Annotated in this window: 19 protein-coding genes; 7 read left to right on the top strand and 12 right to left on the bottom strand. The window is 73.0% G+C overall.

Annotated elements, in window-relative coordinates:
• Positions 1–50 precede the first annotated feature (50 nt).
• The 3 genes from OHA84_RS23615 to OHA84_RS23605 all read left to right on the top strand — a co-directional run bounded on the left by OHA84_RS23615 (position 51) and on the right by OHA84_RS23605 (position 6,307).
• The gene (locus OHA84_RS23615; RefSeq protein ID WP_371591446.1) at positions 51–2,975 is read left to right on the top strand and encodes a YbhN family protein; all 2,925 of its coding nucleotides are present in this window, start codon (positions 51–53) and stop codon (positions 2,973–2,975) included.
• 222 nt (positions 2,976–3,197) lie between these two features.
• A complete protein-coding gene (gene hemG, locus OHA84_RS23610; protein ID WP_266969885.1) occupies positions 3,198–4,577 on the top strand; it encodes a protoporphyrinogen oxidase in 1,380 nt (459 codons plus the stop codon).
• 128 nt (positions 4,578–4,705) lie between these two features.
• Positions 4,706–6,307: an alpha/beta hydrolase gene (locus OHA84_RS23605; RefSeq protein ID WP_266969887.1), complete on the top strand. Its 1,602-nt coding sequence runs from the start codon at positions 4,706–4,708 to the stop codon at positions 6,305–6,307.
• A 98-nt stretch (positions 6,308–6,405) separates the two neighbouring features.
• Here OHA84_RS23605 and moeZ read toward each other — a convergent pair whose 3' ends face one another.
• From moeZ to OHA84_RS23545, 12 genes are all read right to left on the bottom strand, one after another.
• A complete protein-coding gene (gene moeZ, locus OHA84_RS23600) occupies positions 6,406–7,584 on the bottom strand; it encodes an adenylyltransferase/sulfurtransferase MoeZ (RefSeq protein ID WP_053680427.1) in 1,179 nt (392 codons plus the stop codon).
• A 78-nt stretch (positions 7,585–7,662) separates the two neighbouring features.
• A complete protein-coding gene (locus OHA84_RS23595) occupies positions 7,663–8,412 on the bottom strand; it encodes a spherulation-specific family 4 protein (protein WP_266969888.1) in 750 nt (249 codons plus the stop codon).
• Positions 8,400–9,395, bottom strand: coding sequence for an NAD-dependent epimerase/dehydratase family protein (locus tag OHA84_RS23590; protein ID WP_053680430.1), 996 nt, complete (start codon positions 9,393–9,395; stop codon positions 8,400–8,402). Before OHA84_RS23590 ends, OHA84_RS23595 begins: the two co-directional genes overlap by 13 nt.
• Before the next feature lie 101 nt (positions 9,396–9,496).
• Complete coding sequence (locus OHA84_RS23585; RefSeq protein ID WP_053680432.1) at positions 9,497–10,387, bottom strand: hypothetical protein; 891 nt, start codon at positions 10,385–10,387, stop codon at positions 9,497–9,499.
• Positions 10,384–12,033, bottom strand: coding sequence for a DUF3492 domain-containing protein (locus OHA84_RS23580; RefSeq protein WP_266973984.1), 1,650 nt, complete (start codon positions 12,031–12,033; stop codon positions 10,384–10,386). Before OHA84_RS23580 ends, OHA84_RS23585 begins: the two co-directional genes overlap by 4 nt.
• Before the next feature lie 218 nt (positions 12,034–12,251).
• A complete protein-coding gene (locus OHA84_RS23575) occupies positions 12,252–13,892 on the bottom strand; it encodes an ABC transporter ATP-binding protein (protein WP_323181899.1) in 1,641 nt (546 codons plus the stop codon).
• Positions 13,889–14,881, bottom strand: coding sequence for an ABC transporter permease (locus OHA84_RS23570; protein ID WP_053680436.1), 993 nt, complete (start codon positions 14,879–14,881; stop codon positions 13,889–13,891). Before OHA84_RS23570 ends, OHA84_RS23575 begins: the two co-directional genes overlap by 4 nt.
• Positions 14,878–15,882: an ABC transporter permease gene (locus OHA84_RS23565; RefSeq protein WP_078999145.1), complete on the bottom strand. Its 1,005-nt coding sequence runs from the start codon at positions 15,880–15,882 to the stop codon at positions 14,878–14,880. The genes OHA84_RS23570 and OHA84_RS23565 overlap by 4 nt, the downstream gene beginning before the upstream one ends.
• On the bottom strand, positions 15,879–17,618 hold the full coding sequence (locus OHA84_RS23560; RefSeq protein WP_266969890.1) for an ABC transporter substrate-binding protein: 1,740 nt from the start codon (positions 17,616–17,618) through the stop codon (positions 15,879–15,881). The genes OHA84_RS23565 and OHA84_RS23560 overlap by 4 nt, the downstream gene beginning before the upstream one ends.
• Positions 17,619–17,835: 217 nt before the next feature.
• Complete coding sequence (locus OHA84_RS23555; RefSeq protein WP_323178900.1) at positions 17,836–17,931, bottom strand: Ms4533A family Cys-rich leader peptide; 96 nt, start codon at positions 17,929–17,931, stop codon at positions 17,836–17,838.
• Positions 17,932–17,977: 46 nt separating this feature from the next.
• Positions 17,978–19,435, bottom strand: coding sequence for a DUF3152 domain-containing protein (locus OHA84_RS23550; RefSeq protein ID WP_266969892.1), 1,458 nt, complete (start codon positions 19,433–19,435; stop codon positions 17,978–17,980).
• A 5-nt stretch (positions 19,436–19,440) separates the two neighbouring features.
• The gene (locus OHA84_RS23545) at positions 19,441–20,430 is read right to left on the bottom strand and encodes an alpha/beta fold hydrolase (protein WP_266969894.1); all 990 of its coding nucleotides are present in this window, start codon (positions 20,428–20,430) and stop codon (positions 19,441–19,443) included.
• 118 nt (positions 20,431–20,548) lie between these two features.
• Between OHA84_RS23545 and OHA84_RS23540 the strand changes: the two genes are divergently transcribed.
• The 4 genes from OHA84_RS23540 to OHA84_RS23525 all read left to right on the top strand — a co-directional run bounded on the left by OHA84_RS23540 (position 20,549) and on the right by OHA84_RS23525 (position 22,358).
• Positions 20,549–20,764, top strand: coding sequence for a hypothetical protein (locus tag OHA84_RS23540; protein ID WP_053680441.1), 216 nt, complete (start codon positions 20,549–20,551; stop codon positions 20,762–20,764).
• Between the two features lie 147 nt (positions 20,765–20,911).
• Positions 20,912–21,550: a TetR/AcrR family transcriptional regulator gene (locus OHA84_RS23535; RefSeq protein WP_053680443.1), complete on the top strand. Its 639-nt coding sequence runs from the start codon at positions 20,912–20,914 to the stop codon at positions 21,548–21,550.
• A 138-nt stretch (positions 21,551–21,688) separates the two neighbouring features.
• Positions 21,689–21,916: a DUF3107 domain-containing protein gene (locus OHA84_RS23530; protein WP_053680445.1), complete on the top strand. Its 228-nt coding sequence runs from the start codon at positions 21,689–21,691 to the stop codon at positions 21,914–21,916.
• A gap of 139 nt (positions 21,917–22,055) precedes the next feature.
• Positions 22,056–22,358, top strand: coding sequence for a hypothetical protein (locus OHA84_RS23525; RefSeq protein ID WP_199826568.1), 303 nt, complete (start codon positions 22,056–22,058; stop codon positions 22,356–22,358).
• Positions 22,359–22,394: the final 36 nt, after the last annotated feature.

Below are 22,394 nucleotides of genomic sequence, written 5' to 3'. Positions count from 1 at the left end.
CTGCCCCGCACGGCAGCCGGTCCGTGCCACCATCTTGCGGGCGGTGACTGGTGATACGTGATCAAGAAGAGACGGATGTGACGGCGAAGGAGCAGGGTGTGAGCCCTCCGGACGGCGCGACGGCGGATGACGGCGCGCGCCCAGACGCGCACCCGGACGCGCCCCGCGAGATGCCCGACGACAGGTCCGACGTGCCGAACGCCGGCGCGGACGACACGCCCGGTGACCGGCCCGCCGACGGGCCCGGGAGCCCCGCCCGCGACCACGCGGACGACCACTCGGACGAGGGTCCCCGCGACGAGCGGGACGCGGGACGCCGCGGCGGTCACCACGGCCTCGACCCCGACCACGGGCGGGTGGACGACTTCGACCACCCCGAGCGCCCGCACGGTCACGCCCCCACCGCCGCCGACCAGGTCGAGGTGGACGAACCGCTGCTCGCGGCCCGCGTGCACCGCCCGTCCGACCTGGTGCGCCTGCTGGTCGGCATCCTCGGCATCGCCGTGGTCCTCGCCATCGCCGCCTTCGCCCACGGCACCACCGCGGGCCTCGAAGAGGACATCAGCAACGGCACCGGCCAGGCACCCGACCTGTTGATCAAGGTCGCGGGTCTGGTGTCGAGCATCGCCGTGCTGCTGGTGCCCGTCGCCTTCGCGATCGAACGGCTCATCAAACGCGACGGTCTGCGCATCGCCGACGGCGTCCTCGCCGCCGTCCTCGCGCACGGCGTCACCCTCGCCACCGACCTGTGGGTCTCCCAGGCCGCCTCCGCCACCATCCAGGACTCCCTGACCCTGCCGACGGGTACCGCCGGCGCCCTGACCGACCCGGTGCACGGCTATCTCGCCCCGGTCATCGCCTACATGACGGCGGTCGGCATGACGCGCCGGCCGCGCTGGCGGGTCGCCCTGTGGGTGGTGCTGCTGCTCGACGCCTTCGCCATGCTGGTCAGCGGGTACACCACGCCCCTGTCGATCATCCTGACCGTCCTCATCGGCTGGACCGTCGCCTACGGGACCCTGTACGCCGTCGGCTCCCCGAACGTCCGCCCCACCGGGCAGAACCTCCTCGCCGGTCTGCGCCGGGTCGGCTTCCAGCCGGTCAGCGCGATGCGCGCCGAGGCCCCGGACGGCCCGGAGGCCTCCGAGGTGAGCGACCGGGGCCGCCGGTACCACGTGACGCTGGAGAAGGGGCCGCCCCTCGACGTCACGGTCGTGGACCGCGAGCAGCAGGCGCAGGGCTTCTTCTACCGGGTCTGGCGCCGGCTCACGCTGCGCGGCATCACCACCCGGCGCAGCCTCCAGTCGCTGCGTCAGGCACTGGAGCAGGAGGCCCTCCTCGCGTACGCCGCCATCGCCGCCGGGGCGAACGCGCCCAAGCTGATCGCGACCTCCGAGCTCGGTCCGGACGCCGTGATGCTCGTGTACGAGCACCTGGGCGGCCGCACCCTCGACTCCCTGCCCGACGGGGAGATCACCGACGAGCTGACGCGCAACGCGTGGGAGCAGGTGAAGGCCCTCCAGTCGCGGCGGATCGCGCACCGGCGACTGACCGGTGACGCCCTCGTGGTGGATCGTTCCGGCAAGGTCATCCTCACCGACCTGCGCGGCGGCGAGATCGCGGCCGGTGACCTGGTGCTGCGCATGGACGTCGCCCAGTTGCTGGCCACCCTCGGCCTGCGGGTCGGCGCCGAGCGATCGGTGGCCTCGGCGGTGTCCGTGCTCGGTCCCGACGTGGTCGCGGACTGTCTGCCGCTGCTCCAGCCGATCGCGCTGAGCCGCTCCACCCGGGCGACGCTGCGCAAGCTCGCCCGGGAGCGGGCCGACCGGGAACGGGAGGCCGTACTGGAGTCCTCGCGGGCCGCGAAGGCGGCGCGCGAGGCCAACGCCTCGGCTCCCGCCGAGGCCACGGCCGCCGACCGCAAGGCCGAGAAGCGGGCCCTGGACGACGCGCTCGACGAGGCCCGCGAGGAGGATCTGCTGAGTCAGATCCGCCGGCAGGTGCTGCTGCTGCGCCCCCAGGCGCCGGTGGAGCCGGCCCGCCTGGAGCGGATCAGGCCGCGCACCCTCGTGTCGTTCATCGCGGGCGCCTTCGGAGCGTACTTCCTGCTGACGCAGTTGGCCCACGTCGACTTCGGGACGATCATCGCGGAGGCCCAGTGGGGCTGGGTGGGGGCGGCGCTGGCCTTCTCCGCCCTGAGTTACCTCGCGGCGGCGATGAGCCTGTTGGGCTTCGTGCCCGAGCGGGTCTCCTTCCTGCGGACGGTACTGGCGCAGGTCGCCGGATCCTTCGTGAAACTCGTCGCCCCGGCGGCGGTGGGCGGTGTCGCGCTGAACACCCGGTTCCTCCAGCGGTCGGGCATCCGGCCCGGACTCGCGGTGGCGAGCGTGGGCGCGTCCCAACTGTTCGGGCTCGCGAGCCACGTCCTGCTGCTGCTGTCCTTCGGCTACCTGACCGGGACCGAGAAGACCACCGAGATGACCCCGTCCCGGACGGTCATCGCGGGTCTGCTGACGGTGGCGGTGCTGGTGCTGGTGGTGACGGCGGTCCCGTTCATGCGGAAGTTCGTGGCGACCCGGCTGCGGGCGCTGTTCGCGGGCGTGGTGCCGCGCATGCTGGACGTGCTCCAGCGGCCGAAGAAGCTGGTGACGGGCATCGGCGGCATGCTGCTGCTGACGGGCTGCTTCGTGATGTGTCTGGACGCCTCGATCCGGGCGTTCGGCGGCGGCCAGGCCATCAGCTACGCCAGCATCGCGGTCGTGTTCCTCGCGGGCAACGCGCTGGGCTCGGCGGCGCCGACCCCGGGCGGCATCGGCGCGGTGGAGACCACCCTGACGCTGGGTCTGATCGCGGCGGGGCTGGATCGCGAGATCGCCTTCTCGTCGGTGCTGCTGTTCCGGCTGATGACGTTCTGGCTGCCGGTGCTGCCGGGGTGGGTCTCGTTCAACTTCCTGACCCGCAAGGAAGCCATCTAGCCGCGCGGGGCTCCCGAGGGGGCCGGCGCCCGGCGGCATCCCGTACGCCGGGACGCCGCGGAACCGGGGCAAGCCCCGGAGGTCGGACCCGTGCCGCGCCCACGAGCCGGGCGGCTTCCCGTACCGGGACGAGCCGCGGAGTCTGACCGAAAGCACGAGGTGCCGACGGCCCGGCGCCCCCTACGGTGCGAAGGGGGACTCATCGGCCCCGGGAGAGAATCAATGCGTTCAGTGATCGTCATCGGTGGCGGCATCAGTGGTCTGGCGGCGGCGTGGCAGCTGCGCGAAGGGGCCGACGTCACCGTGCTGGAAGCCGGCACGAGGGTCGGTGGCAAACTGCGCACCGGCACCGTCGCCGGCATCGGCGTGGACGAGGGCGCCGATTCCCTGATGGCCCTGCGGTCGGAGGCCGTGGAACTGGCGACGGCCGTCGGGCTCGGCCCGAGCCTGTGCGACCCCGCCCCCTCCCCGACCACGATCTGGACCGACGGCGCCCTGCGCCCGCTGCCCGCCGGCCACGTGATGGGCATCCCGACGCATCCGGCGACGCTCGCCGACTCCGGCCTGCTCTCCCCCGAGGGCATCGCCCGGGCGGCCGAGGAGGAGACCCTGCCCGCGCGCCCCCTGGTCGGAGACTGCTCGGTCGCCGAGTACCTCTCGGCGCGGTTCGGCCGGGAGGTCGTGGACCGCCTGGTCGAGCCCCTGCTGGGCGGCGTCTACGCGGGCCGCGCCGACCGGCTCTCACTGCACGCGGCCCTGCCCCGGATCGCGGCCCTGGCCGAACAGGGCGCCCCGCTGCTGCCCGCGCTGCGCCGGCTGAGGACGGCCGGCGCCCCGCGCCCGCCGGTCGTGGCCGTCCACGGCGTGGTCGGCGGCGCCGGGCGCTTCCCCGAGGCCGTCGCCCGGGCCTGCGGGGCCCGCGTCCTCACCGGAACCACCGCCCGCTCCCTGGACCGGATCGCGGGTGACCGCTGGCGGGTACGGGCCGTCACGGACGACGGGGTGCTGACGATGGAGGCGGACGCCGTGGTGCTCGCGCTCCCCGCCTTCGCGGCGGCGGAACTGCTGCGCCCGCACTCGCCCTTGGCCGAGGCGGAACTCGCGGCCGTCCCGTACGCCTCGACGGCCGTCATCACCATGGCGTTCTCCCGCGCCCGGGCGAACCTGCTGCCCGAGGGCAACGGTTTCCTGGTCCCGCCGACGGACGGCCACACCCTGAAGGCCGCCTCGTTCCTCTCCAACAAGTGGTCCTGGCTGCGCGAGGCCTCCCCCGAGACCTTCGTCCTGCGGGCCTCGATCGGCCGGGTCGGGGAGGCCGAACCGCTCGCCCGCCCCGACCGGCACCTGATCCGCGCCGCCGTCTCGGACCTCCACCGCGCGGTGGGCCCGATGGGCGAGCCCCTCGCGGCCCGGGTGACCCGCTGGGACCGGGGGCTGCCCCAGTACGGCGTGGGCCACCGCGAGCGCGTCGTCCGCATCCGGAAGGCCGCCGGCAAGCTGCCGGGGCTCGCCCTGTGCGGGGCGGCGTACGAGGGCGTGGGCGTCGCGGCCTGCGTGGCCACGGGGCGCGCGGCGGCGAAGCGGATCCTGAGCGGCGCCTGACCGCGCCCGGGCGGCCCCGGCCGCCGTTCGGCGGACACCCCGGCGGCGGGAAGCGGCGCCGATCGGCGCCCCACCCGGTTGGCTCATCGCACGCGCGGACCGGCCCGTTCGCGCACAGGATGGGGTGCATGCCGAGAAACGCCCTGCGGGTCACCGCTGCCGCCGCCCTCGCCGCCGCGCTGGTCAGCACCAGCGCCTGTTCCGACGACGGGAGCAAGGACAAGAAGACCGGGGGCGGCAGTGCCTCGGGCGCCACGTCCCTGAAGTGGGGTGACTGCGATCCCCCCACCGCCGCCGAGGGCGGTGGGCAGGCTCCGGGCAAGGACTGGCAGTGCGCCACGTTGGACGTCCCCCTCGACTACGCCAAGCCCGAAGGAGAAACGATTCCTCTGGCGCTGATCCGGGCCAAGGCCCGCGATCAGGACAAGCGGATCGGTTCCCTCGTCTTCAACTTCGGCGGTCCCGGCGGATCGGGCATCACCACCCTGCCCGGCGCCGCCAAGGAGTACGACGGCCTGCGACAGCGGTACGACCTGGTCAGCTTCGACCCCCGCGGGGTCGGCCGCAGCGCGCCCGTCCGCTGCGAGAACGACAAGCAGTTGGACGCCTACTACGCCTCCGACTCCAGCCCGACCACTCCGGAGCAGGAGAAGGTCTTCGTGGACAACATCAAGAAGTACCAGCAGGCCTGCTCGACCAAGTCCGGCAAGCTGCTCCCCCACGTCGGCACCGAGAACGCCGCCCGCGACCTCGACCGCATCCGCCAGGCCCTCGGCGACGAGAAGTTGAACTACTTCGGCATCTCCTACGGCACCGAACTCGGCGGGGTCTACGCCCACCTCTTCCCGAAGAACGTCGGCCGGGCCGTCTTCGACGCCGTGGTCGACCCGACCAAGACCTCCGAGGAAGGCTCGCTGGGCCAGGCCAAGGGCTTCCAACTCGCCCTCGACAACTGGGCCCAGGACTGCGTGGACCGCGGCGACGCCTGCCGGCTCCAGGGCAGCAGCGTCAAGGAGATCGAGGACAACATCGTCAAGCTGCAGAAGCGGTTGGCGGCCAAGCCCATCCCCGGCATCGGCGACCGCGAGCTCACCGAATCCGCCGCGACCAACGGCATCGCCCAGGCCCTGTACTCGACGGAACTGTGGCCGCTGCTCGAACAGGGCCTGGACGAGGCCGAGGGCGGCCAGGGCCAACTGCTGATGGCGCTGTCCGACGCGCTCAACGGCCGGGACCAACAGGGCCGGTACAGCAACATCGGCGCCGCGAACACGGCGATCAACTGCGCCGACTCCAAGGAGCGTTACTCGCTCGCGCAGACCAAGGCCAAGCTCGGCGAGTTCCGCGCGGCCTCGCCCGTCTTCGGGGACTTCCTCGGCTGGGCCCTGATGAGCTGCACCGGCTGGCCGGTGCCCGGCGCCTGGGACACCCCCGACGTCTCCGCCCCCGGGGCCGCCCCGATCGTGGTGATCGGCAACACCGGTGACCCGGCCACCCCGTACGAGGGCGCGCGCAAGATGGTCGAGCGGCTCGGCCCGGGCGTCGGCGTGGAGCTGACGTACAAGGGGCAGGGCCACGGCGCGTACAACAGCGGCGACCCCTGCGTGCAGAAGGCGGTGGACACCTACCTCCTGGACGGGAAGGTGCCGGCCACCGGCACCGTCTGCACCCGGAGCGAGTCGGCCACGCCGACTCCGCAGCAGCAGCCGGTGGAACCCGAGGGCACCTGACTCCGGCACGCCGGTAGGCCGGGCCGGCACGCCGGTACGTCACAGGGCCCCCACCGCGCTCGCGGTGGGGGCCCTGGGCGTGGTCCGTTCGGGGTGACCTAGTAGACCGGCTTGTCGGGCTCGATCTGGTGCACCCAGCCGATGACGCCGCCGCCGACGTGGACCGCGTCGGAGAAGCCCGCAGACTTCAGGACCGCGAGGACTTCCGCACTGCGGACACCCGTCTTGCAGTGCAAGACGATGCGCTTGTCCTGCGGCAGGTCCTGGAGGGCGGTGCCCATCAGGAACTCGCCCTTGGGGATCAGCTTCGCGCCGGGGATCGAGACGATCTCGTACTCGTTGATCTCGCGGACGTCGATGATCTCGATGGGCTCGTCGTTGTCGATCCACTCCTTGAGCTGCTTGGGAGTGATCGTCGAACCCGCGGCGGCCTCCTGGGCCTCCTCCGACACGACGCCGCAGAAAGCCTCGTAGTCGATGAGTTCCTTCACGGTCGCGTTGGGACCGCAGACCGCGCAGTCGGGGTCCTTGCGGACCTTGACCTGGCGGTACTGCATCTCCAGGGCGTCATAGATCATCAGACGGCCGACCAGCGACTCGCCGACACCCGTGAGGACCTTGATGGCCTCGGTGACCTGGATGGACCCGATCGACGCGCACAGCACGCCCAGCACGCCGCCCTCGGCGCAGCTCGGGACCATGCCCGGCGGCGGCGGCTCCGGGTACAGGCAGCGGTAGCACGGCCCGTGCTCGGACCAGAAGACCGAGGCCTGGCCGTCGAAGCGGTAGATCGAACCCCACACGTACGGCTTGTTCAGCAGCACGCAGGCGTCGTTGACCAGGTAGCGCGTGGCGAAGTTGTCCGTGCCGTCGACGATGAGGTCGTACTGGCTGAAGATCTCCATCACGTTCTCGGCTTCGAGCCGCTCCTCGTGAAGGACCACGTTGACGTACGGGTTGATGCCCAGCACGCTGTCGCGGGCCGACTCGGCCTTGGACCGGCCGATGTCCGCCTGACTGTGGATGATCTGGCGCTGGAGGTTCGACTCGTCGACCTCGTCGAACTCCACGATGCCCAGGGTGCCCACGCCGGCCGCGGCCAGGTACATGAGCGCGGGAGAGCCGAGGCCGCCGGCGCCCACCGCGAGCACCTTGGCGTTCTTCAGGCGCTTCTGCCCGTCCATCCCGACGTCCGGGATGATCAGGTGGCGGGAGTACCGACGGACCTCGTCAACGGTGAGCTCGGCAGCCGGCTCAACCAGGGGTGGCAGCGACACGGGGACTCCAGGGTCATCCCCGCAGCCGCGGGGAGCATCAAAGGTTTGTTCTGTTCCGTAACACTGCCACGCCCCACTTCATTCCGAGACACGCGTCCCGATCCGCGAGACGATTTCGTCCCAGTACCCGGGCATCGAGGCCCAGGGGTCCCGCGCCGGGGTGCCGCGTCGATCCGTGAACCAGACCGTGCCGGCGCCCTGCCACCGGGCGATGCGCACGGCCTCGTCCAGGTGGGAGCGCGGAACCCCGTGCACCAGGTGGCAGAAGAGTTCCGGCGGATACTCGGCCGTCCACTCCGCGACCTGCGACCAGCGGTAGTCGGCCCAGGTCCCGGAGAAGGTGACCAGCTGATCTGCGGCTTCGGCGTAACCCGCGTACGGGTGCGTGCCGTGCCCGAGCACGACGCGCAGCCCGTCACCGAGCCCGCGCAGGGTGTCCACGACCCGGCGGACGCCCTCCAGGTCCGCCTTGTCGCAGGGGGTGTCGGCGAGATAGAAACCGCCCACCCCGTACCAGTCCCGGAAGCGGTGGGCGTCGGCGATCAGCTCCCCGAACGCGCGCGTTCCGTCTCGCATCGCGAGATGGCCCACGACGGTGCCGCCCACGCCGCGGAGCTTCGCGGTGGCCTCCGTGCAGTGCGGGTCGGGGCGCCCGCCCGGGCCGTCCGAGACGTTGAGGACGGCCCAGTGCAGGGGGGTGCCGGGCCGGGTCAGCTCGGCCCATTCCACCGGGGCGAGCAGCGGGTGCGCGTACCCGGGGATGCCCAGGCCCATCCGGCCGACGCCGGTGGCCGCCGAGGTCGCCTCCGACGTGGTCAGATGCGGCACGCCGCCTCCATCCAGATGTCGGCCAGTGACTCCTCCAGGTTGATCCGGGGGCGCCAGCCGAGCCGGTCGCGGGCGGTGCGCACGTCGGCCTGCTGCCAGGCGCCGCAGCCGTCCGGGTACGGGGCCTGCGGGGCGGACGCGGCCAGTTGCTCGGCCGTGGCCTCGGAGCGCGGCGAACCGATGGCGGCGAGGCCCGGCGGCCGGCCCGGGTGGGCGTGCGGCTGTTGCGGCAGGTCGAGTTCGTGGAGGGCGCCGCCGTAGCCCGCGACCCGGGCGAGCACGCCGGCCGCCTCGCGCAGACGGACCGCGCGACCGGTGCCGATGTTGACGACGCCCTGGGCGGCGGACAGCGAGGCCGCGTGGACGGCGCGCGCGACGTCGCGTACGTCCACGAAGTCCCGCTGCACCCCGAGCCCGCTGAGCTTGAGCTCGCCGTCGCCGGACTGCATGGCGCGCCGCATGGCCTCGGCGAGCCGGCCGAGCGGGGAACCGGCGGGGGTGCCGGGTCCGACGGGGGAGAAGATCCGCAGCACGACGGCGTCCAGCCCGGAGCCGAGCACCAGCTCGGTCGCGGCCAGCTTGCTGACGCCGTACGGTCCGCCGGGTCTCGGGACGGCGTCCTCGGCCGTGGACGATCCGGGCTGGCTGGGCCCGTACTCGGCGGCGCAGCCGAGCTGGACGAGTCGGGCCCCGCAGCCGCTGCGGCGCAGCGACTCGCAGATGGTGGCGACGGCGACGGTGTTGTGCCGGGTGAGTTCCCGGGCACCGCCGCGGGTGGCGCCCGCGCAGTTGATGACGACGCCCGGGTGGACGGCGTCGAGGAAGCGGGTGAGCGCTCCGGGGCTGCCGGTGGCGAGGTCGAAGCGGACGTCCGCGTCGTCTCCGCGGCCGAGCGCGGTGAGCTGTACGGCGGGGTCGGCGAGCAGTCGGTCCGCGACGTAGCGGCCGAGGTATCCGTTGGCTCCGATCAGCAGCACCCTCATCGCGCGGCCCCTTGGTTGTTCGGCTGGCCGGTCATCCTGTTTCTCCTTGGGTGGTGGGGTCGACATGGGGGTACAACGCTTCGGCGTCGGCTCCGAAGGGCTCAGGGGCGCGCGTGTGCGGAGGCACGGGTCAGCGCGCGGAAGGCGTGGACGAGGAGTCCCGCCGCGGCGGCGCACTGCACCGCCGGGATCGGGACGAGGGCGAGGGCGAGGGCCCCCGCCACGGGCACGCGGTGAGCGCCGTGCCCGAGCAGCAGCCGGGTGAGGAACAGCAGTGCCGCGAGCGGCAGGGCCGCCGCGAGCGGGGTTCCGGCGAGCGCGGCCGCCCCCGCGGCGGCCGCGACGAAGCCGGTGACGGCCGCGGCCAGCAGGGGCCGGATGCCGTCGGCGAAGTCCTCCAGGGCCCGGCTCCCGGCGAGCCTGCGGCGGGCCCGTGCGGCGAAGCCGGCCCCGATCAGGTAGCCGGGCGCGGCGGCGACCGCGAGGGCGACGCCGAGGGTCGGGCCGTGCCGGTGGACGGCCCAGCCGACGGCGGCCGCCGCGAGCAGGTGGATCAGGCCGGGGAACCGCCCCCCGGCGGTCCGCCCGGGCCACACCAGCACGGCGACGACGGCCACCGCCGCGAGTGGTCCGGCGTAGGGGAACCCGGCGGCGGTCGCGGCGAGCGCCAGGGCCCCGGGGAGTAAGGAGTACCCGAAGCCGCGCAGCACGACCGGGGAGGTGTCGACGGCGTCGGGCGGGGTGGGCGGGGCGTCCCCGCGCGGGGTCCGCGCGTACAGCTCCTCGGCGAGCGAGAAGACGTCCCGGTGGCGGAAGCGGGCGGCGGTGCGGTCGGTGATGCCGTGGGCCTCCAGCCCGGCGGCGATCTCCAGGGGGTCGACGGCGCGTTCGCACAGGGCGCGGTGCCGGTGCAGCAGTGCCTTCACCGGATCGCCGGCGGGTCTGCGCCGCGGCGCGACCGGGGTGACGTCCTCGACGCTGGTGCCGGTCATACCGCTGCCTCCGTGTTCGGAACGGGAGCCGACCCCGCGTTCGGCAGGGCGGGCCCGGGGCCGGCCGCGGGCCCCGGAGCCGGCTCGGGTACCGATGCCCAGGTGGGTGTGGTCCAGTGCCCGGGGACGCGCGCCTCGGCCGCTACGGCGAACGGGACCTCTCCGTCGGGCCGGGCGGAGCCCCGGGCGAGGAGCCGCAGGTAGCTCTCCCGGAAGGCCTCGACGTTCTGTTCGACGGTGAACAGCTCCAGGGCGCGGGCCCGGGCGGCGGAGCCGAGCCGCTGGGCCCGCTCGGGGTCCCGCAGCAGCGACAGGCAGGCGTCGGCGAGCGCGCGCGGATTGCGGGGCGGTACGACGAGGCCGGTTCCGCCGATGACCTCGCGGACGGCGCCGACGTCGGTGGAGACGGTGGCCCGGCCGCAGAACATCGCCTCGGCGAGGGTGATGGGGAACCCCTCGATGACGGAGGACAGCACGACGACCCGGCCGGTGCCGTACGCCTCGGCCGAGGAGGGGGCGTCGGGTCCGCCGATCTCCTCGAAGGTGACGGGGTTCTCGCCGACCGCGTGGGCGTCGGCCGCCTCGTCGGGGAAGAGCTGCGCGGCGAGCGAGCGGCAGTCGGCGAGGTAGTCCGGTGCCACGGCCGTGGCGAAGATGCGCAGCCGGGTCCCCGGAGCGACCTTGCGTACCTCCGCGAAGGCGTGCAGCAGGGCGATCAGGTCCTTGGCGGGCTCTATCCGGCCGACCCACACGAGCGTGTCCGGGTCCCCGCACTCCGGGTCCTCCCCGACGGTGGCGAATCGGTCCGCCTCCATCCCGGGGTAGACGGTGCGCATCCGTTCGCGGACGGCCCCGCAGCGTTCCTGCCAGCGGCGGGCGTGGGCGTTGCCGGGGGTCAGGAGGTCGGCCCGGGCGTAGATCTCGGCGGCGAGCCGGGTGTGGAAGGCGGCCAGGAGGGCCCGCACGGCGGGGCGTTCCTCCTCGGAGTGGTCGAGGTAGTGCGCCCGGAGCCGGACCCCGTACTCGGTGACCAGGAGCGGCACCCCGAAGAAGCGTTTGGCCAGCAGTCCGGGGATCGCCGCCACCCCGCCCGCCGTCGCGTGGCAGACGTCGACCTGTCCGAGGTCCTCGTACCAGTCGAGGGACAACGGCCGCAGCGCGCGCTCCAGTTCGTCCACGAACTCCAGCAGGTCCCGCACCTGGGCGCTGCGCACGGTACGGCTCGCGCCCGGCGCCCGGCACGCGGACTCCACCGCCCGCACGGCGGTCTCGGACCGCAGGGCCGCGTACATCCCGCCCTGTTCCCGGGCCAGTTCGGCCAGCCCGTACAGGCCGGCGGCGAAGGGTTCGGCCTCGCCGGCGCAGATGCCTCGGACCAGGTCCTTGAAGCAGGCGGCGAACCGACGCCGCTCACGCCGGGAGTGCGTGCGCCCGTCGTCGCCGGGGGCCCACAGCGGGGCGGTCCGTACCCGCGTGACCTGGCGCGGGAGGGGCACCTTGCCGCGCTCCTCCTGCTCGGCGCTGCGACTCAGCGCGTACAGCTCGAACTCGTGCCGCGGCAGCCCGCGCACCAGCCGGTCGCACCACAGCCCGGCCTCTCCCGTGGCATACGGATAACCACCTTCCGTGAGCAGTCCGATCCGCACGAGTGGCACCCCCGATCTCCCGTCGCGAGCGGCCTCCGTCGGTCCGGGGACCCGCTGCGGAAGAACTCAAGCGGATATGCGGATGGCGCGACGGACGGTTGTCCGTCGCGCCACCGGAAGGGGTGAAGAGTCGTAACTTTCCCGTACGGTTCGCGTTCGAGCACGCTAGAAAGGGCCTGCGGCCCTTCTGCCGCAGGCCGCGGGGCGCGGGAGCCTGTCTAGGCGTAGGCCTCCTGTCGCGAGGAACGCCGGTCCCCGGCCCGCTCCGGGTCCAGGGCCGGCACGGCCGCCAGCAGCCGGCGGGTGTACGGATCGCGCGGGCGGTCGTAGACCTCGTCGACGGGGCCCTCCTCGACGATCCGCCCGGCCCGCATGACGGCCACCCGGTCGCTCACCTGCCGGACCACCGCCAGGTCGTGGGCGATGAAGACGAGCGCGATGCCGAGTTCCCGTTGGAGTTCCGCCAGCAGGGCGGTGACCTGTGCCTGGGTGGTGACGTCCAGGGCGGAGACGGGTTCGTCGCAGACGATCAGGCGGGGCCGGGGTGCCAGGGCGCGGGCGATGCCGACGCGCTGGCGTTGGCCGCCGCTGAACTCGTGCGGGTAGCGGTCGTGGTGGGCGGCCTCCAGCCCGACGCGTTCCAGCAGTTCCGCGACCCGGGCCCGGATCGCGCCCTCGTCGCGCTCGCCGGCCGCGCGCAGCGGGTCCGCGATGGACTCGCCGATCGAGCGGCGCGGGTTGAGCGAGGACACCGGGTCCTGGAAGACCATCTGGACGCCGTGCGGGATGCCGTCGCGCACGGCCCCGCCGGCCGCCTCCCCGGTGTGCCGGACCTCCCCGGCGCTCGGTTCCAGCAGCCCGACGAGCATCCGGCCGAGGGTGCTCTTGCCGCTGCCGCTCTCCCCGACGATGCCCAGCGTCTCCCCGGCGCGCACGGCCAGTGAGACGCCGTCGACCGCGGTGACGGCGCGCTTGCCCCGGCCGAACTCACGGCGCAGGGCGAAGGCCTCGACGACGGGGGCCGGTTCGTCGGGGGCGGGCCGCAGCCGCGAGGGGCGCGGCGCGTCGAGCCGGGGAACGGCGTCGAGCAGGTCGCGGGTGTACGGGTCGGTGGGCGCGGCCAGCACCCGGCCGACGGGCCCGCGTTCCACGGCCCGCCCGTCGCGCATGACGAGCAGCTCGTCGACGTTCTCGGCGGCCACGCCCACGTCGTGGGTGACGAGCAGCAGTCCCAGGCCCCGTTCCTCGCGCAGTCCGTGGAGCAGGTCGAGGATCTGTGCCTGGACGGTGACGTCGAGGGCGGTGGTCGGTTCGTCGGCGATCAGCAGTCTCGGTTCGCAGGCCAGGGCCATGGCGATGAGGGCGCGCTGGCGCATGCCGCCGCTGAACTCGTGTGGTCGGGCGCGGGAGCGGCGCACGGCGTCGGGGATGCCGACGCGGTCCAGCACCTCGACCGCCCGGGCCCGGGCCGCGCGCCGGGAGGCGTCGGCGTGGACCCGGTAGACCTCGGCGATCTGGTCGCCGATGGCGTAGTACGGGTCGAGGGAGCTCAGCGGGTCCTGGAAGACCATGGCGGCCGTGCCCCCGCGCAGGGCGCGCAGCTGCGGCGCGCCGGCGCCGGCCAGGTCGGTTCCGGCGACCCGGACGGTGCCGGTCACTCGGGTTCCGGTCCCGTGGTGCAGGCCCAACAGGGCCGCGGCCACGGTGGACTTGCCGCTGCCGGACTCGCCGACGATGCCCAGGGCGCCGCCCGCGTCCAGGGTCAGCGAAACCCCGTCCACGGCCCGTAGCCACTCCCCCGGCGCGCCGACCGGGAAGTCGACGACGAGGTCGCGCACCTCCACCAGTGGTTCGCTCATGTCAGGGCCACCCTTCGGTCCGCGACGGCGTACAAGAGGTCGGCGACGGCGCCCGCGACCACGACGGCGGTGCCGATGGCCAGGGTGACGCCCACGACCACGGGCAGGTCCACGACCCGGACCCCGTCGATCAGGGTCTTGCCGAGTCCGGGGATGCCGAACAGCGACTCGGTCAGCACCGCGCCGCCGATCATCGTCCCGAAGTCCACGGCGCTCAGCGCGATCACCGGCGCGACCGCGCCGCGCAGGGCGTGCCGGGTGACGATCTTCCGTTCGCCCACGCCGTAGGCGCGGAAGGTGCGGATGTGGTCCTCGGCGAGCGTCTCCAGGGTGGCGCTGCGCGTCACCCTGGCGTACTTGGCGCTCTCGAAGAAGCCGAGCGTGACCCAGGGCAGCAGCAGGTTCCAGGCCCACTGCTCGGGGTCCTCGCCGAAGGGCACGTAGGTCGGGAAGGGCAGCCAGCGCAGGTAGGCGCAGACCACCATGAGCACCAGCAGCCCGAGGATGAAGACGGGCGTCCCGGTGCCGGCGAGCGTGAGGACGGTCAGCACCCGCTCGGTGATCCCGCCGCGCCGCAGGGCGGACAGCAGGCCGGTGCCGACGCCGATGACGAGCCAGATCACGAGCGCGCCGATCGCCAGCGACGCGGTGGCGGGGAGCCGGTCCAGCAGCAGTTCGGTGACCTGCCGGTCGTTCTGGTACGAGAATCCGAGACAGGGCGCGTCGCAGTGCAGGGTCAGCCCGGCGCCGCCGGAGTAGTCCCGGCCGGCCACGAGGCCCTGGAGGAAGTGCAGGTACTGCACGACCACGGAGTCGTTCAGCCCGAGCTGTGCGCGGACCTGGGCGATCTGCGTCGGGTCGCAGCGCTCCCCGCAGGCGAGGCGGGCGGGGTCGCCGGGTGCGACGTAGAAGAGGAGGTACACGGCGATGGACAGGGTGAGCAGCACGAGGAGTGCGCCGCCGGTCCGTTGGAGGACGAAGCGGGTCATGCCTTCCGCTCCTTTCGGCCGGCGCGGGCCCCGGCGCGGGTGCCGACCCGCAGCCGTGAGGCCTCGCGGGGGTCGAGGGCCGTGCGGACGGCGTCACCGAGGACGGTGAAGGCGAGCACGGTGACGAACAGCATCCCGGCGGGCAGCAGGACGTACGTCGGGTCGGCGCGGAACCAGGTCTGGGCGCTGGAGAGCATCTGCCCCCAGGACGGGGTGGGCGGTTTCACGCCGACGCCGAGGAAGGACAGCGAGGCCTCGACCACCATGTTGGTCGGCACGTTGATCGCGGCGAGGGTGATCACGGGTGCGGCCAGTGAGGGCAGGAGTTCGCGGCGGGCGATCCGCAGGGTGCCGTTGCCGGACAGGCGGGCGGCGGCGACGAAGTCCAGCTCGCGCAGGGCCAGGGTCTGGGCGCGCACCATCCGGGCGGTGCCGCCCCAGCCGAGGAGTCCGATGACGAGGATCAGCAGCAGGGGCCGGGGGAAGTCCGGCGGGACCACGGCGGTCAGCGCGACGCCGAGCACCAGCATGGGCAGGGCGATCATGACGTCGGTGGTCCGGCCGATCAGGGTGGCGACGGCGCGGTTGCCGAGGGCGGCGGTCAGTCCGGCCGCGATGCCGACGGTGACCTGGACGGCGGTGGCCCCGAGGGCGACGAGCAGCGAGATCCGGGCTCCGTGCAGGAGCCGGGTGAACAGGTCCCGGCCGGTGCCCGGTTCGACTCCGAGCCAGTGGTCGGCGGAGATCCCGCCGAGGGAACCGAGGGGGACTCCGCCGCGCGCCGAGTCGACGAGGTCGTCGTGGTAGGCGTTGGGGTCCTGGCCGGCGAGCTGTGCGAGCAGGGGTGCGGCGAGGGCGAGCAGGACGAGGAGGGCGAGTACGGCGGCGGACGCGACGGCCGAGGGCCGTGTGCGCAGTCGCCGCCAGACCTGCCGCGCGGCGCCCGCGCCCGGGGCGAGTGCCCCGGGCGCGGGCGCCGACCGGTCGGCGAGGAGCGTCACTTGACCGATACCTGCGAGATGTCGAGGACGCCGGTCCAGTCGCTGATGACGACGTTCTTGACGTTCTTGCCGACGAGCCGCTTGTAGACGGGGTGGAACAGCGGCACGTCCAGGGCCTGCTCGCCGATCTTCCGGTCGAGGGCGCCCCAGCGCTTGCCGGCGGCCTCCAGGTCGGTGAGCTTGGCGATCTCGTCGATCTCGGTGTTCACGGCGGGATCATCGAGCTGCGCGTGGTTGTAGTTGGAGCCGTTGGTGACGATCTGCCGGCCGTCGAAGATCGGCGCGAGGAAGGGGGCGCCGGAGGGCCAGTCGGCGCCCCAGCGGGAGATGAAGAAGCCGGGGGTGTTCTTGGCGTCCCAGCGCTTCTCGTTGAAGGCGTTGTTCTCCAGGCCCTCCAGCTTGACCCTGATCCCGGCGGCGGCGAGCGCCTGCTGTACGGCGGTGGCGACCTCGGGGCTGGTCTGCCGGTTCTGCTGGGTGGAGTGGGTCAGCGTGACGTCGACCCCGTCGGGGAAGCCGGCCTCCTTCAGCAGTTCCCTGGCCTTGGCCGGGTCGCCGGTCTTGCCCGCGGGGAAGTGGTCGTACTTGGTGAAGCCGAAGGCCTTCTGCTCGGGGAGGAAGGTGGTCGCCGGCTCGGCGAGCGCGGAGCCGCCCGCCGCGTTGATCACGCTGGTGCGGTTGATCGCGTACGAGATGGCCTGGCGGACCTTCGGGTTGTCGAAGGGAGCCACCTTGGGGTTGAAAGCCAGGTAGTTGATGTAGCCGAAGTGGCCGGTGCCGACGCGGGCGGCGAGTTCCTTGTTGTCGCCGATCTGGGCGAGTTCGGCGGGCCCGAGGTTGGTGTCGGTGGTGACGGCCGTGGCGTCGGCGCCGGAGCTGGTGGTCAGGCGCTGGTTGATGACGGCGGCGTCGAGGCCGGAGCGGACGTCGATCTTGTCCGGGTAGGCCTTGCGCTCCTCGTCGGTCTTCTCGTCCCAGTGCGGGTTGCGGTCCAGGACGAGGTGTTCGCCGTCGTTGTCGTTCTTGACGACCTTGTACGGGCCGGAGGAGATCGGGTGCTGTTCGTACGCGGCGCCGGTGTCCTTGGCCTTGGGTACCGGCGCGAACTGGGTCTGGGTGGCGAGGAAGGGGAACTCCCCCTCGGGCTTGCGCAGCTTGAAGGTGATCGTCTTCGCGTCGGGGACGACGATGGAGTCGAGGCCCTTGCCGCCGTCCTTGTAGGGGCCCTGGTACGCCTCGCCGCCGACCAGCCAGTCCCGCAGGTAGGGGGCGCCGCCGGACAGCTCGGCGGCGAAGGACCGCTCGATGCCGTACTTGATGTCGGCGGTGGTGATCGGGGTGCCGTCCTCGTACTTCAGCCCGTCCTTGAGGGTGTACGTCCACTCGGTGGCGTCGGCGTTCGGCTTGCCGAGGTCGGTGGCCAGGTCGGGCACGACCTTGGCGCCGGCCGCGCCGTCCTCGCGGTTGCGGGTGGTGAGGGTCCGGAACACCAGCGAAGGAACGTTTCCGCCGCCGGAGGTGTAGAGCCGCGCCGGATCGAAGTCGCTCTGTGGGTCGGCGTTGAGGACGGAGAGGGTGCCGCCCTTGGCGGGGGCGCTCCCGGTGGCGCCGGCCTTGTCGCCGGAGCCGGCCTGGTCCGCCGCGTCCTTGGGCCCGCAGGCGGCGGCGCCCCCGGCCAGTACGAGGCTGACGGCGACCGCGGCCACGCGGCGCGATGTGTGGGACTGACGGAGCATGGGAGAAGGGACCTCTCGGCGTGATGCGAAACGGGGAGGAATGCCACGCGAGGGGCAGCCGCCCGAGATCACACCGGCGGACGTCCCGACAGCGGGAGGTCCCGGCGCGAGTGATCGCACCGATCCGGGGTCATGTCGAAAAAAGGGCCGCGCCTGCGGGCGGATGCACCCGGGCGCGGCGAAGAACGGTGAAGGGCGTCGCGCGCTCAGGCAGGCGTCAGCGACAGAAGATGTCGGCCACGCTGTGCGCGGCCACACCGAGGAGCGCCAGCTCTATGGCGGCGCTCGCGGCGGTGGTGTGGCGGTGCGACATGCGGAGAACAATTACCGACCATCGGACGGCTTGTCAACGCCGGAAATCAACTCCCGGGAAAGACCCACTGGTTGGGCTTGCACTGGATGTTGTCGATGTTGAGCGACTTGGTCTGCTGCTGCATGATCGGCGCGAGCTCGCCCGGCGTCCGGCAGTTCACGTGCCCGTGACCGAGCCGGTGCCCGACCTCGTGGTTGATGAGCATCTGCCGGTACGCGAACATCTGGCCGGCGCCGTAGGTGGGCGAGCCCTGCGCCCAGCGGAAGGCGTTGATCATCACGCGCTCGGTGGAGGCGGAGTCGCAGGACACGTTGTCGACCGTGGTGTCCAGACCCGACTTCGCGCACCACACGCCGGTGGTGCCCGGGCTGGCCAGGGTGATCACGAAGTCGGCCTCGCCGCCCGGCACCCGCTCGAACGTCATCGCACCGTTGTGGCCCCAGCTCCGCGGATCGTTGAGGGTGCGGTGCACCGCCTCCGCGAAGAGCTGGGCGTCCAGCCCCAGCTTCTGCTCCACGTCCACCCGGTAGCGCACGAGCTTGCCCTTGCCGGGCGCCTTGGCCACGCCCGGCACGGTGTCGAAGGCGCCCGGGCCGGCCAGCTTCGCGTCGATCGGCAGTTGCAACGCCATCTTCTGGTCGTACGTCAGCTCCACCGGCGCCGGCGCCGGCGCGTCGGGCTTGAGCCGGTCGTCCGAGCGGGAGGCCGGCGACTGCCCGGGAACGGCGCGGCCCTGGCTGTCCTCGGGGCCCGCCTGCGACTTGCCCTTGCCCGCCTCGCCCTCGGCGAGCACCTGTGTGGCCACCACGACGGCCAGCACGGCCGTGACGGCCGCCGCGGCCACCCCGGTGTAGGCACGGATCTTCCTGCCGCGACCGGCGGCCGGCTTCTCGGGGGTGTCGCCGCCCGCCTCGGGGGCGGCCTCGGGCGTCCGGGGACCGGGGATCAGCCCCTGCGCGCCGGTGGCGACGCGAGCCTCGCCGGGATCGGCGGCCGGCGACGCCGCGGCCGGCGCGACGGTGACCTTCGGGAAGCCGACGGCGGGGGTGCCGAAGGCCGGGGTGTCGCTGTTCCGGGCCGGCGGGGCCGCGGTCCGGGCCCGCGGGACGCCCGGCCGGTCCACGAACACGGAGCCGGTGTCGGTGAAGGCGCTCGCGCCCCACGCTCCACCGGGCTCGCGCTGCTCGGGATGTCCGGCGGGCCGCGCCAGGGGCGCCTGCGGGGCGGGGGACGCGAATCCCCGGTGCGTGACCGTGGGTTCGGGTACCCGACGGCCGGCCGGGCCGGCGCCGGCCTGCGGGACGTACGGCGGCGGCGCCCGGCGGGGCGCGGGCGCCTCGTACTCCCCGAAGGCCCCCGGCTCGTCGAGGAGCGCCGGGGCCTCGGCGATCTGAGGTCCCGAGTCCCCGAAGACCCCGGGCGGATCGAACGCCTCGAAGGGCGTGGGCTCCGCAGGCGGCGCGAGCCGCTCCGGGACGGAGTCCTTGCGACTATGTCGTCCCACGCGCCTCAGCCTCTACCATCTTCTTCGGTGTGTGTCAGTTCTTGTGTGTCTTGCAACAACTCCCGGAAAGCGGCCGCGACCACCTCGGGGTACTCCATCATCGCCACGTGACCGGCCTCCGGCAGACACACCAGCCGCGAGCCCCGGAAAGCGGCGGCGGCCTTGCGCGCCATTCGGTACGAGACCAACTGGTCCCGGCCACCGTAGACCAACAGGGTCGGCGCGAGCACCCGTTGGGCCTGACGCCACAGCCCGTGCTGCCCGCCGAGGGTGTAGGCGTCGACGATCCCGCGCGCCGAACGGGTCATCGCCTCCCAGAAGTACGGCAGCGCCATGCGGCGCGCCATCTCCTCGACGGCCGCCTCGAAACCCTCCGGTGTCACCCGTGCGGGGTCGCCGTAACAGAGGCCCGTCACCCCCCGGGTGCGCTGCTCGGCGCTCAACCCCTTGGTGAGGCGCAGCAGCAGGGGCGCCATGCCCGGCGCGGCCAGCAGGGCGGTCGGCACCGCCGAGCGCTGCACGCGCAGTTCGGGGAGCGCGGGCGAGACGAGGGTCAGGCTGCGCACCAGATCGGGGCGGGCGGCGGCGACCCGGGTGGAGACGGCTCCGCCGAGCGAGTTGCCGAACAGGTGCACCGGTCCGCGGCCGGCCGCGTCGAGGTGTCGGATGACCGCGCGGGCGAAACCGGTGATCGAGTAGTCCCGGTTCGCGGGGGGTGGGGACCAGCCGAAGCCGGGCAGGTCGACGGCCTCGCCGTCCACTTCGTCGGCCAGACGCTCCATCAGCGCCGACCAGTTCTGCGAGGATCCGCCGAGCCCGTGCACGAACAGCGCGGGCGGCAACCCCTCCTTCGAGGAGGGCCGGAATCGCACGTTCAGCTCCAGTCCGGGGAGCCGTTCCGTGCGCAGACGCTCTCCCTCGGCCACTCGGACGTCTCCCACCTGGGAGGACGCCTCGGCGGTGGACCGCACACCCGGCAGCTCGGTCGAAGACATGGGCCAATGTTACGAGACGATCACGCTCGACCCCTTGTGTCGGCGGTCACAGGACCACCTGGCGTCGCGGTCGCGATCCTCCTAGGCTCGTAGTACCAGCGAAGGCGAGGGGAGCGCGATGACTGTCGACCCAGCCGAACCGGACACCTTCCGGGAGCGGCTCCGGGAGGACCTCGACCCGGAGACGCCCGAGGCGGATGCCGCGGAGCAGCACATCGAACTCCAGCCCGTCGAAGACGACCCGCTCACGGGGGCCGACCTCGACGAGGCGACCGACGGGGACGCCGCCGAGCAGGCCCGCGTGGTCCCCCTGGACGAGGACGACTACCGCTGACCGCCGCGGAAAGGCGCTTGACCAGCGGGTCAGGGTGGTCCGTACCGCGAGAAAACTCGGCTTGAACCCACCAGATCCGGTTACCGAAAAGTACGATGGCGGCGCGGCGCAGAGCGCACTGTGTTCTTAGAGAAAGTGGGAGGCGGCGTGACAGCCATCGAGCAGACGGAGGCAGCGCGTCCCCGGGGCACGCGACTGCCGCGCCGAGCCCGGCGCAACCAGCTCCTGGGCGCGGCCCAGGAGGTCTTCGTCGCGCAGGGTTACCACGCCGCGGCGATGGACGACATCGCGGAGCGCGCCGGGGTCAGCAAGCCGGTGCTCTACCAGCACTTTCCCGGGAAGCTCGACCTCTACCTGGCGCTGCTGGACCAGCACTGCGAGTCGCTGTTGTCGGCGGTCCGCACGGCGCTCGCCTCGACCACGGACAACAAGCTGCGCGTGGCCGCGACGATGGACGCGTACTTCGCGTACGTCCAGGACGAGGGCGGCGCCTTCCGTCTGGTCTTCGAGTCGGACCTGACGAACGAGCCCGCCGTGCGCGAGCGCGTCGACCGCGTGTCGCTCCAGTGCGCGGAGGCCATCTCGGAGGTCATCGCGGAGGACACCGGCCTGTCCAAGGACGAGTCGATGTTGCTGGCCGTGGGCCTGGGCGGCGTCTCGCAGGTCGTGGCCCGGTACTGGCTGTCGAGCGAGAGCCCGGTCGCCCGGGACACCGCGGTCGGCCTGCTGACCTCGCTCGCCTGGCGCGGCATCGCGGGCTTCCCGCTGCACGGCACGGAGGGCTGACCCGCACCGCCGTGGCGGTGCGCCGCTGTTCGCTGCGAGCGTGTCCGCCACGGGCCGATCGTGTCCCCTCTCCGGGCTAATGTGGACCGGGTACGGCGCGGCTGATCGCGCGAACCGGATCGTCGGAGGGACAAAGCCGTGGAGGTCAAGATCGGCGTGCAGCACGCACCCCGGGAGATCGTGCTGGAGAGCGACCTGAGCGCGGAGGAGCTGGAGGGCGTCGTGGCCGCCGCTCTGTCCGGCACTGCGCCGCTGCTGAGCCTCACCGACATCAAGGGCCGCAAGGTCCTGGTGCCGTCCGACCGCCTGGCGTACGTGGACCTGGGTGAGCCGAGTGCGCGCAAGGTTGGCTTCGGAGCGCTCTGAGGCACGGAGAACTGAACCTCCCTCAAAGGAGGAAAACGACCCGGCGGTTGATTTCGCCGGGTCGTTTCTCTTTGTTCCGCTTCGGGTAGGAGCGCTGTACTGCAACCCGAATACGCCCTGACGTACGGAAAGGGACCTCATGCTGCTGATGGAAGCGCTCGGCTCCGCTCTGTTGGGCCTCGCCCTGTCCGGGGCCGCCGTGCGCAGATTCGCGAAGCGGCTGCCGTCACCGAGGGTGGTCCTGGTCAGCGGGGTCGTGGGAGCGCTGTTCGGCGCCTACCTCACGCACATGTCGCTCGGACCGGGTCACAACACCCTGGTGGCGACCCTGATCGGCGGGACCCTGGTGTCGGCGGTCGTGCTCTCGCTCCTGCTGCGCCCCGGCTCGGGCTCCGGTCGGACGCACCGACGCCCTCCCTTTTCGCTCCCCTCCCGGGGCTGAAGGGGACGACGGCCGTCCGCCCCCGCCCGTCCCCTG

The organism is Streptomyces sp. NBC_00513 (assembly GCF_041431415.1).
Lineage (GTDB): Bacteria > Actinomycetota > Actinomycetes > Streptomycetales > Streptomycetaceae > Streptomyces.
The sequence above is the reverse complement of the archived record's forward strand: the minus strand, read 5'-3'. Positions and strand labels throughout refer to the sequence as shown.

Excerpts from the sequence above, each read along its gene's own strand:
- hemG (WP_266969885.1), top strand. The coding sequence starts at position 3,198 with ATGCGTTCAGTGATCGTCATCGGTGGCGGCATCAGTGGTCTGGCGGCG.
- OHA84_RS23605 (WP_266969887.1), top strand. The coding sequence starts at position 4,706 with ATGCCGAGAAACGCCCTGCGGGTCACCGCTGCCGCCGCCCTCGCCGCC.
- OHA84_RS23590 (WP_053680430.1), bottom strand. The coding sequence starts at position 9,395 with ATGAGGGTGCTGCTGATCGGAGCCAACGGATACCTCGGCCGCTACGTC.
- OHA84_RS23585 (WP_053680432.1), bottom strand. The coding sequence starts at position 10,387 with ATGACCGGCACCAGCGTCGAGGACGTCACCCCGGTCGCGCCGCGGCGC.
- OHA84_RS23575 (WP_323181899.1), bottom strand. The coding sequence starts at position 13,892 with ATGAGCGAACCACTGGTGGAGGTGCGCGACCTCGTCGTCGACTTCCCG.
- OHA84_RS23570 (WP_053680436.1), bottom strand. The coding sequence starts at position 14,881 with ATGACCCGCTTCGTCCTCCAACGGACCGGCGGCGCACTCCTCGTGCTG.
- OHA84_RS23560 (WP_266969890.1), bottom strand. The coding sequence starts at position 17,618 with ATGCTCCGTCAGTCCCACACATCGCGCCGCGTGGCCGCGGTCGCCGTC.
- OHA84_RS23555 (WP_323178900.1), bottom strand. The coding sequence starts at position 17,931 with ATGTCGCACCGCCACACCACCGCCGCGAGCGCCGCCATAGAGCTGGCG.
- OHA84_RS23545 (WP_266969894.1), bottom strand. The coding sequence starts at position 20,430 with ATGTCTTCGACCGAGCTGCCGGGTGTGCGGTCCACCGCCGAGGCGTCC.
- OHA84_RS23540 (WP_053680441.1), top strand. The coding sequence starts at position 20,549 with ATGACTGTCGACCCAGCCGAACCGGACACCTTCCGGGAGCGGCTCCGG.
- OHA84_RS23525 (WP_199826568.1), top strand. The coding sequence starts at position 22,056 with ATGCTGCTGATGGAAGCGCTCGGCTCCGCTCTGTTGGGCCTCGCCCTG.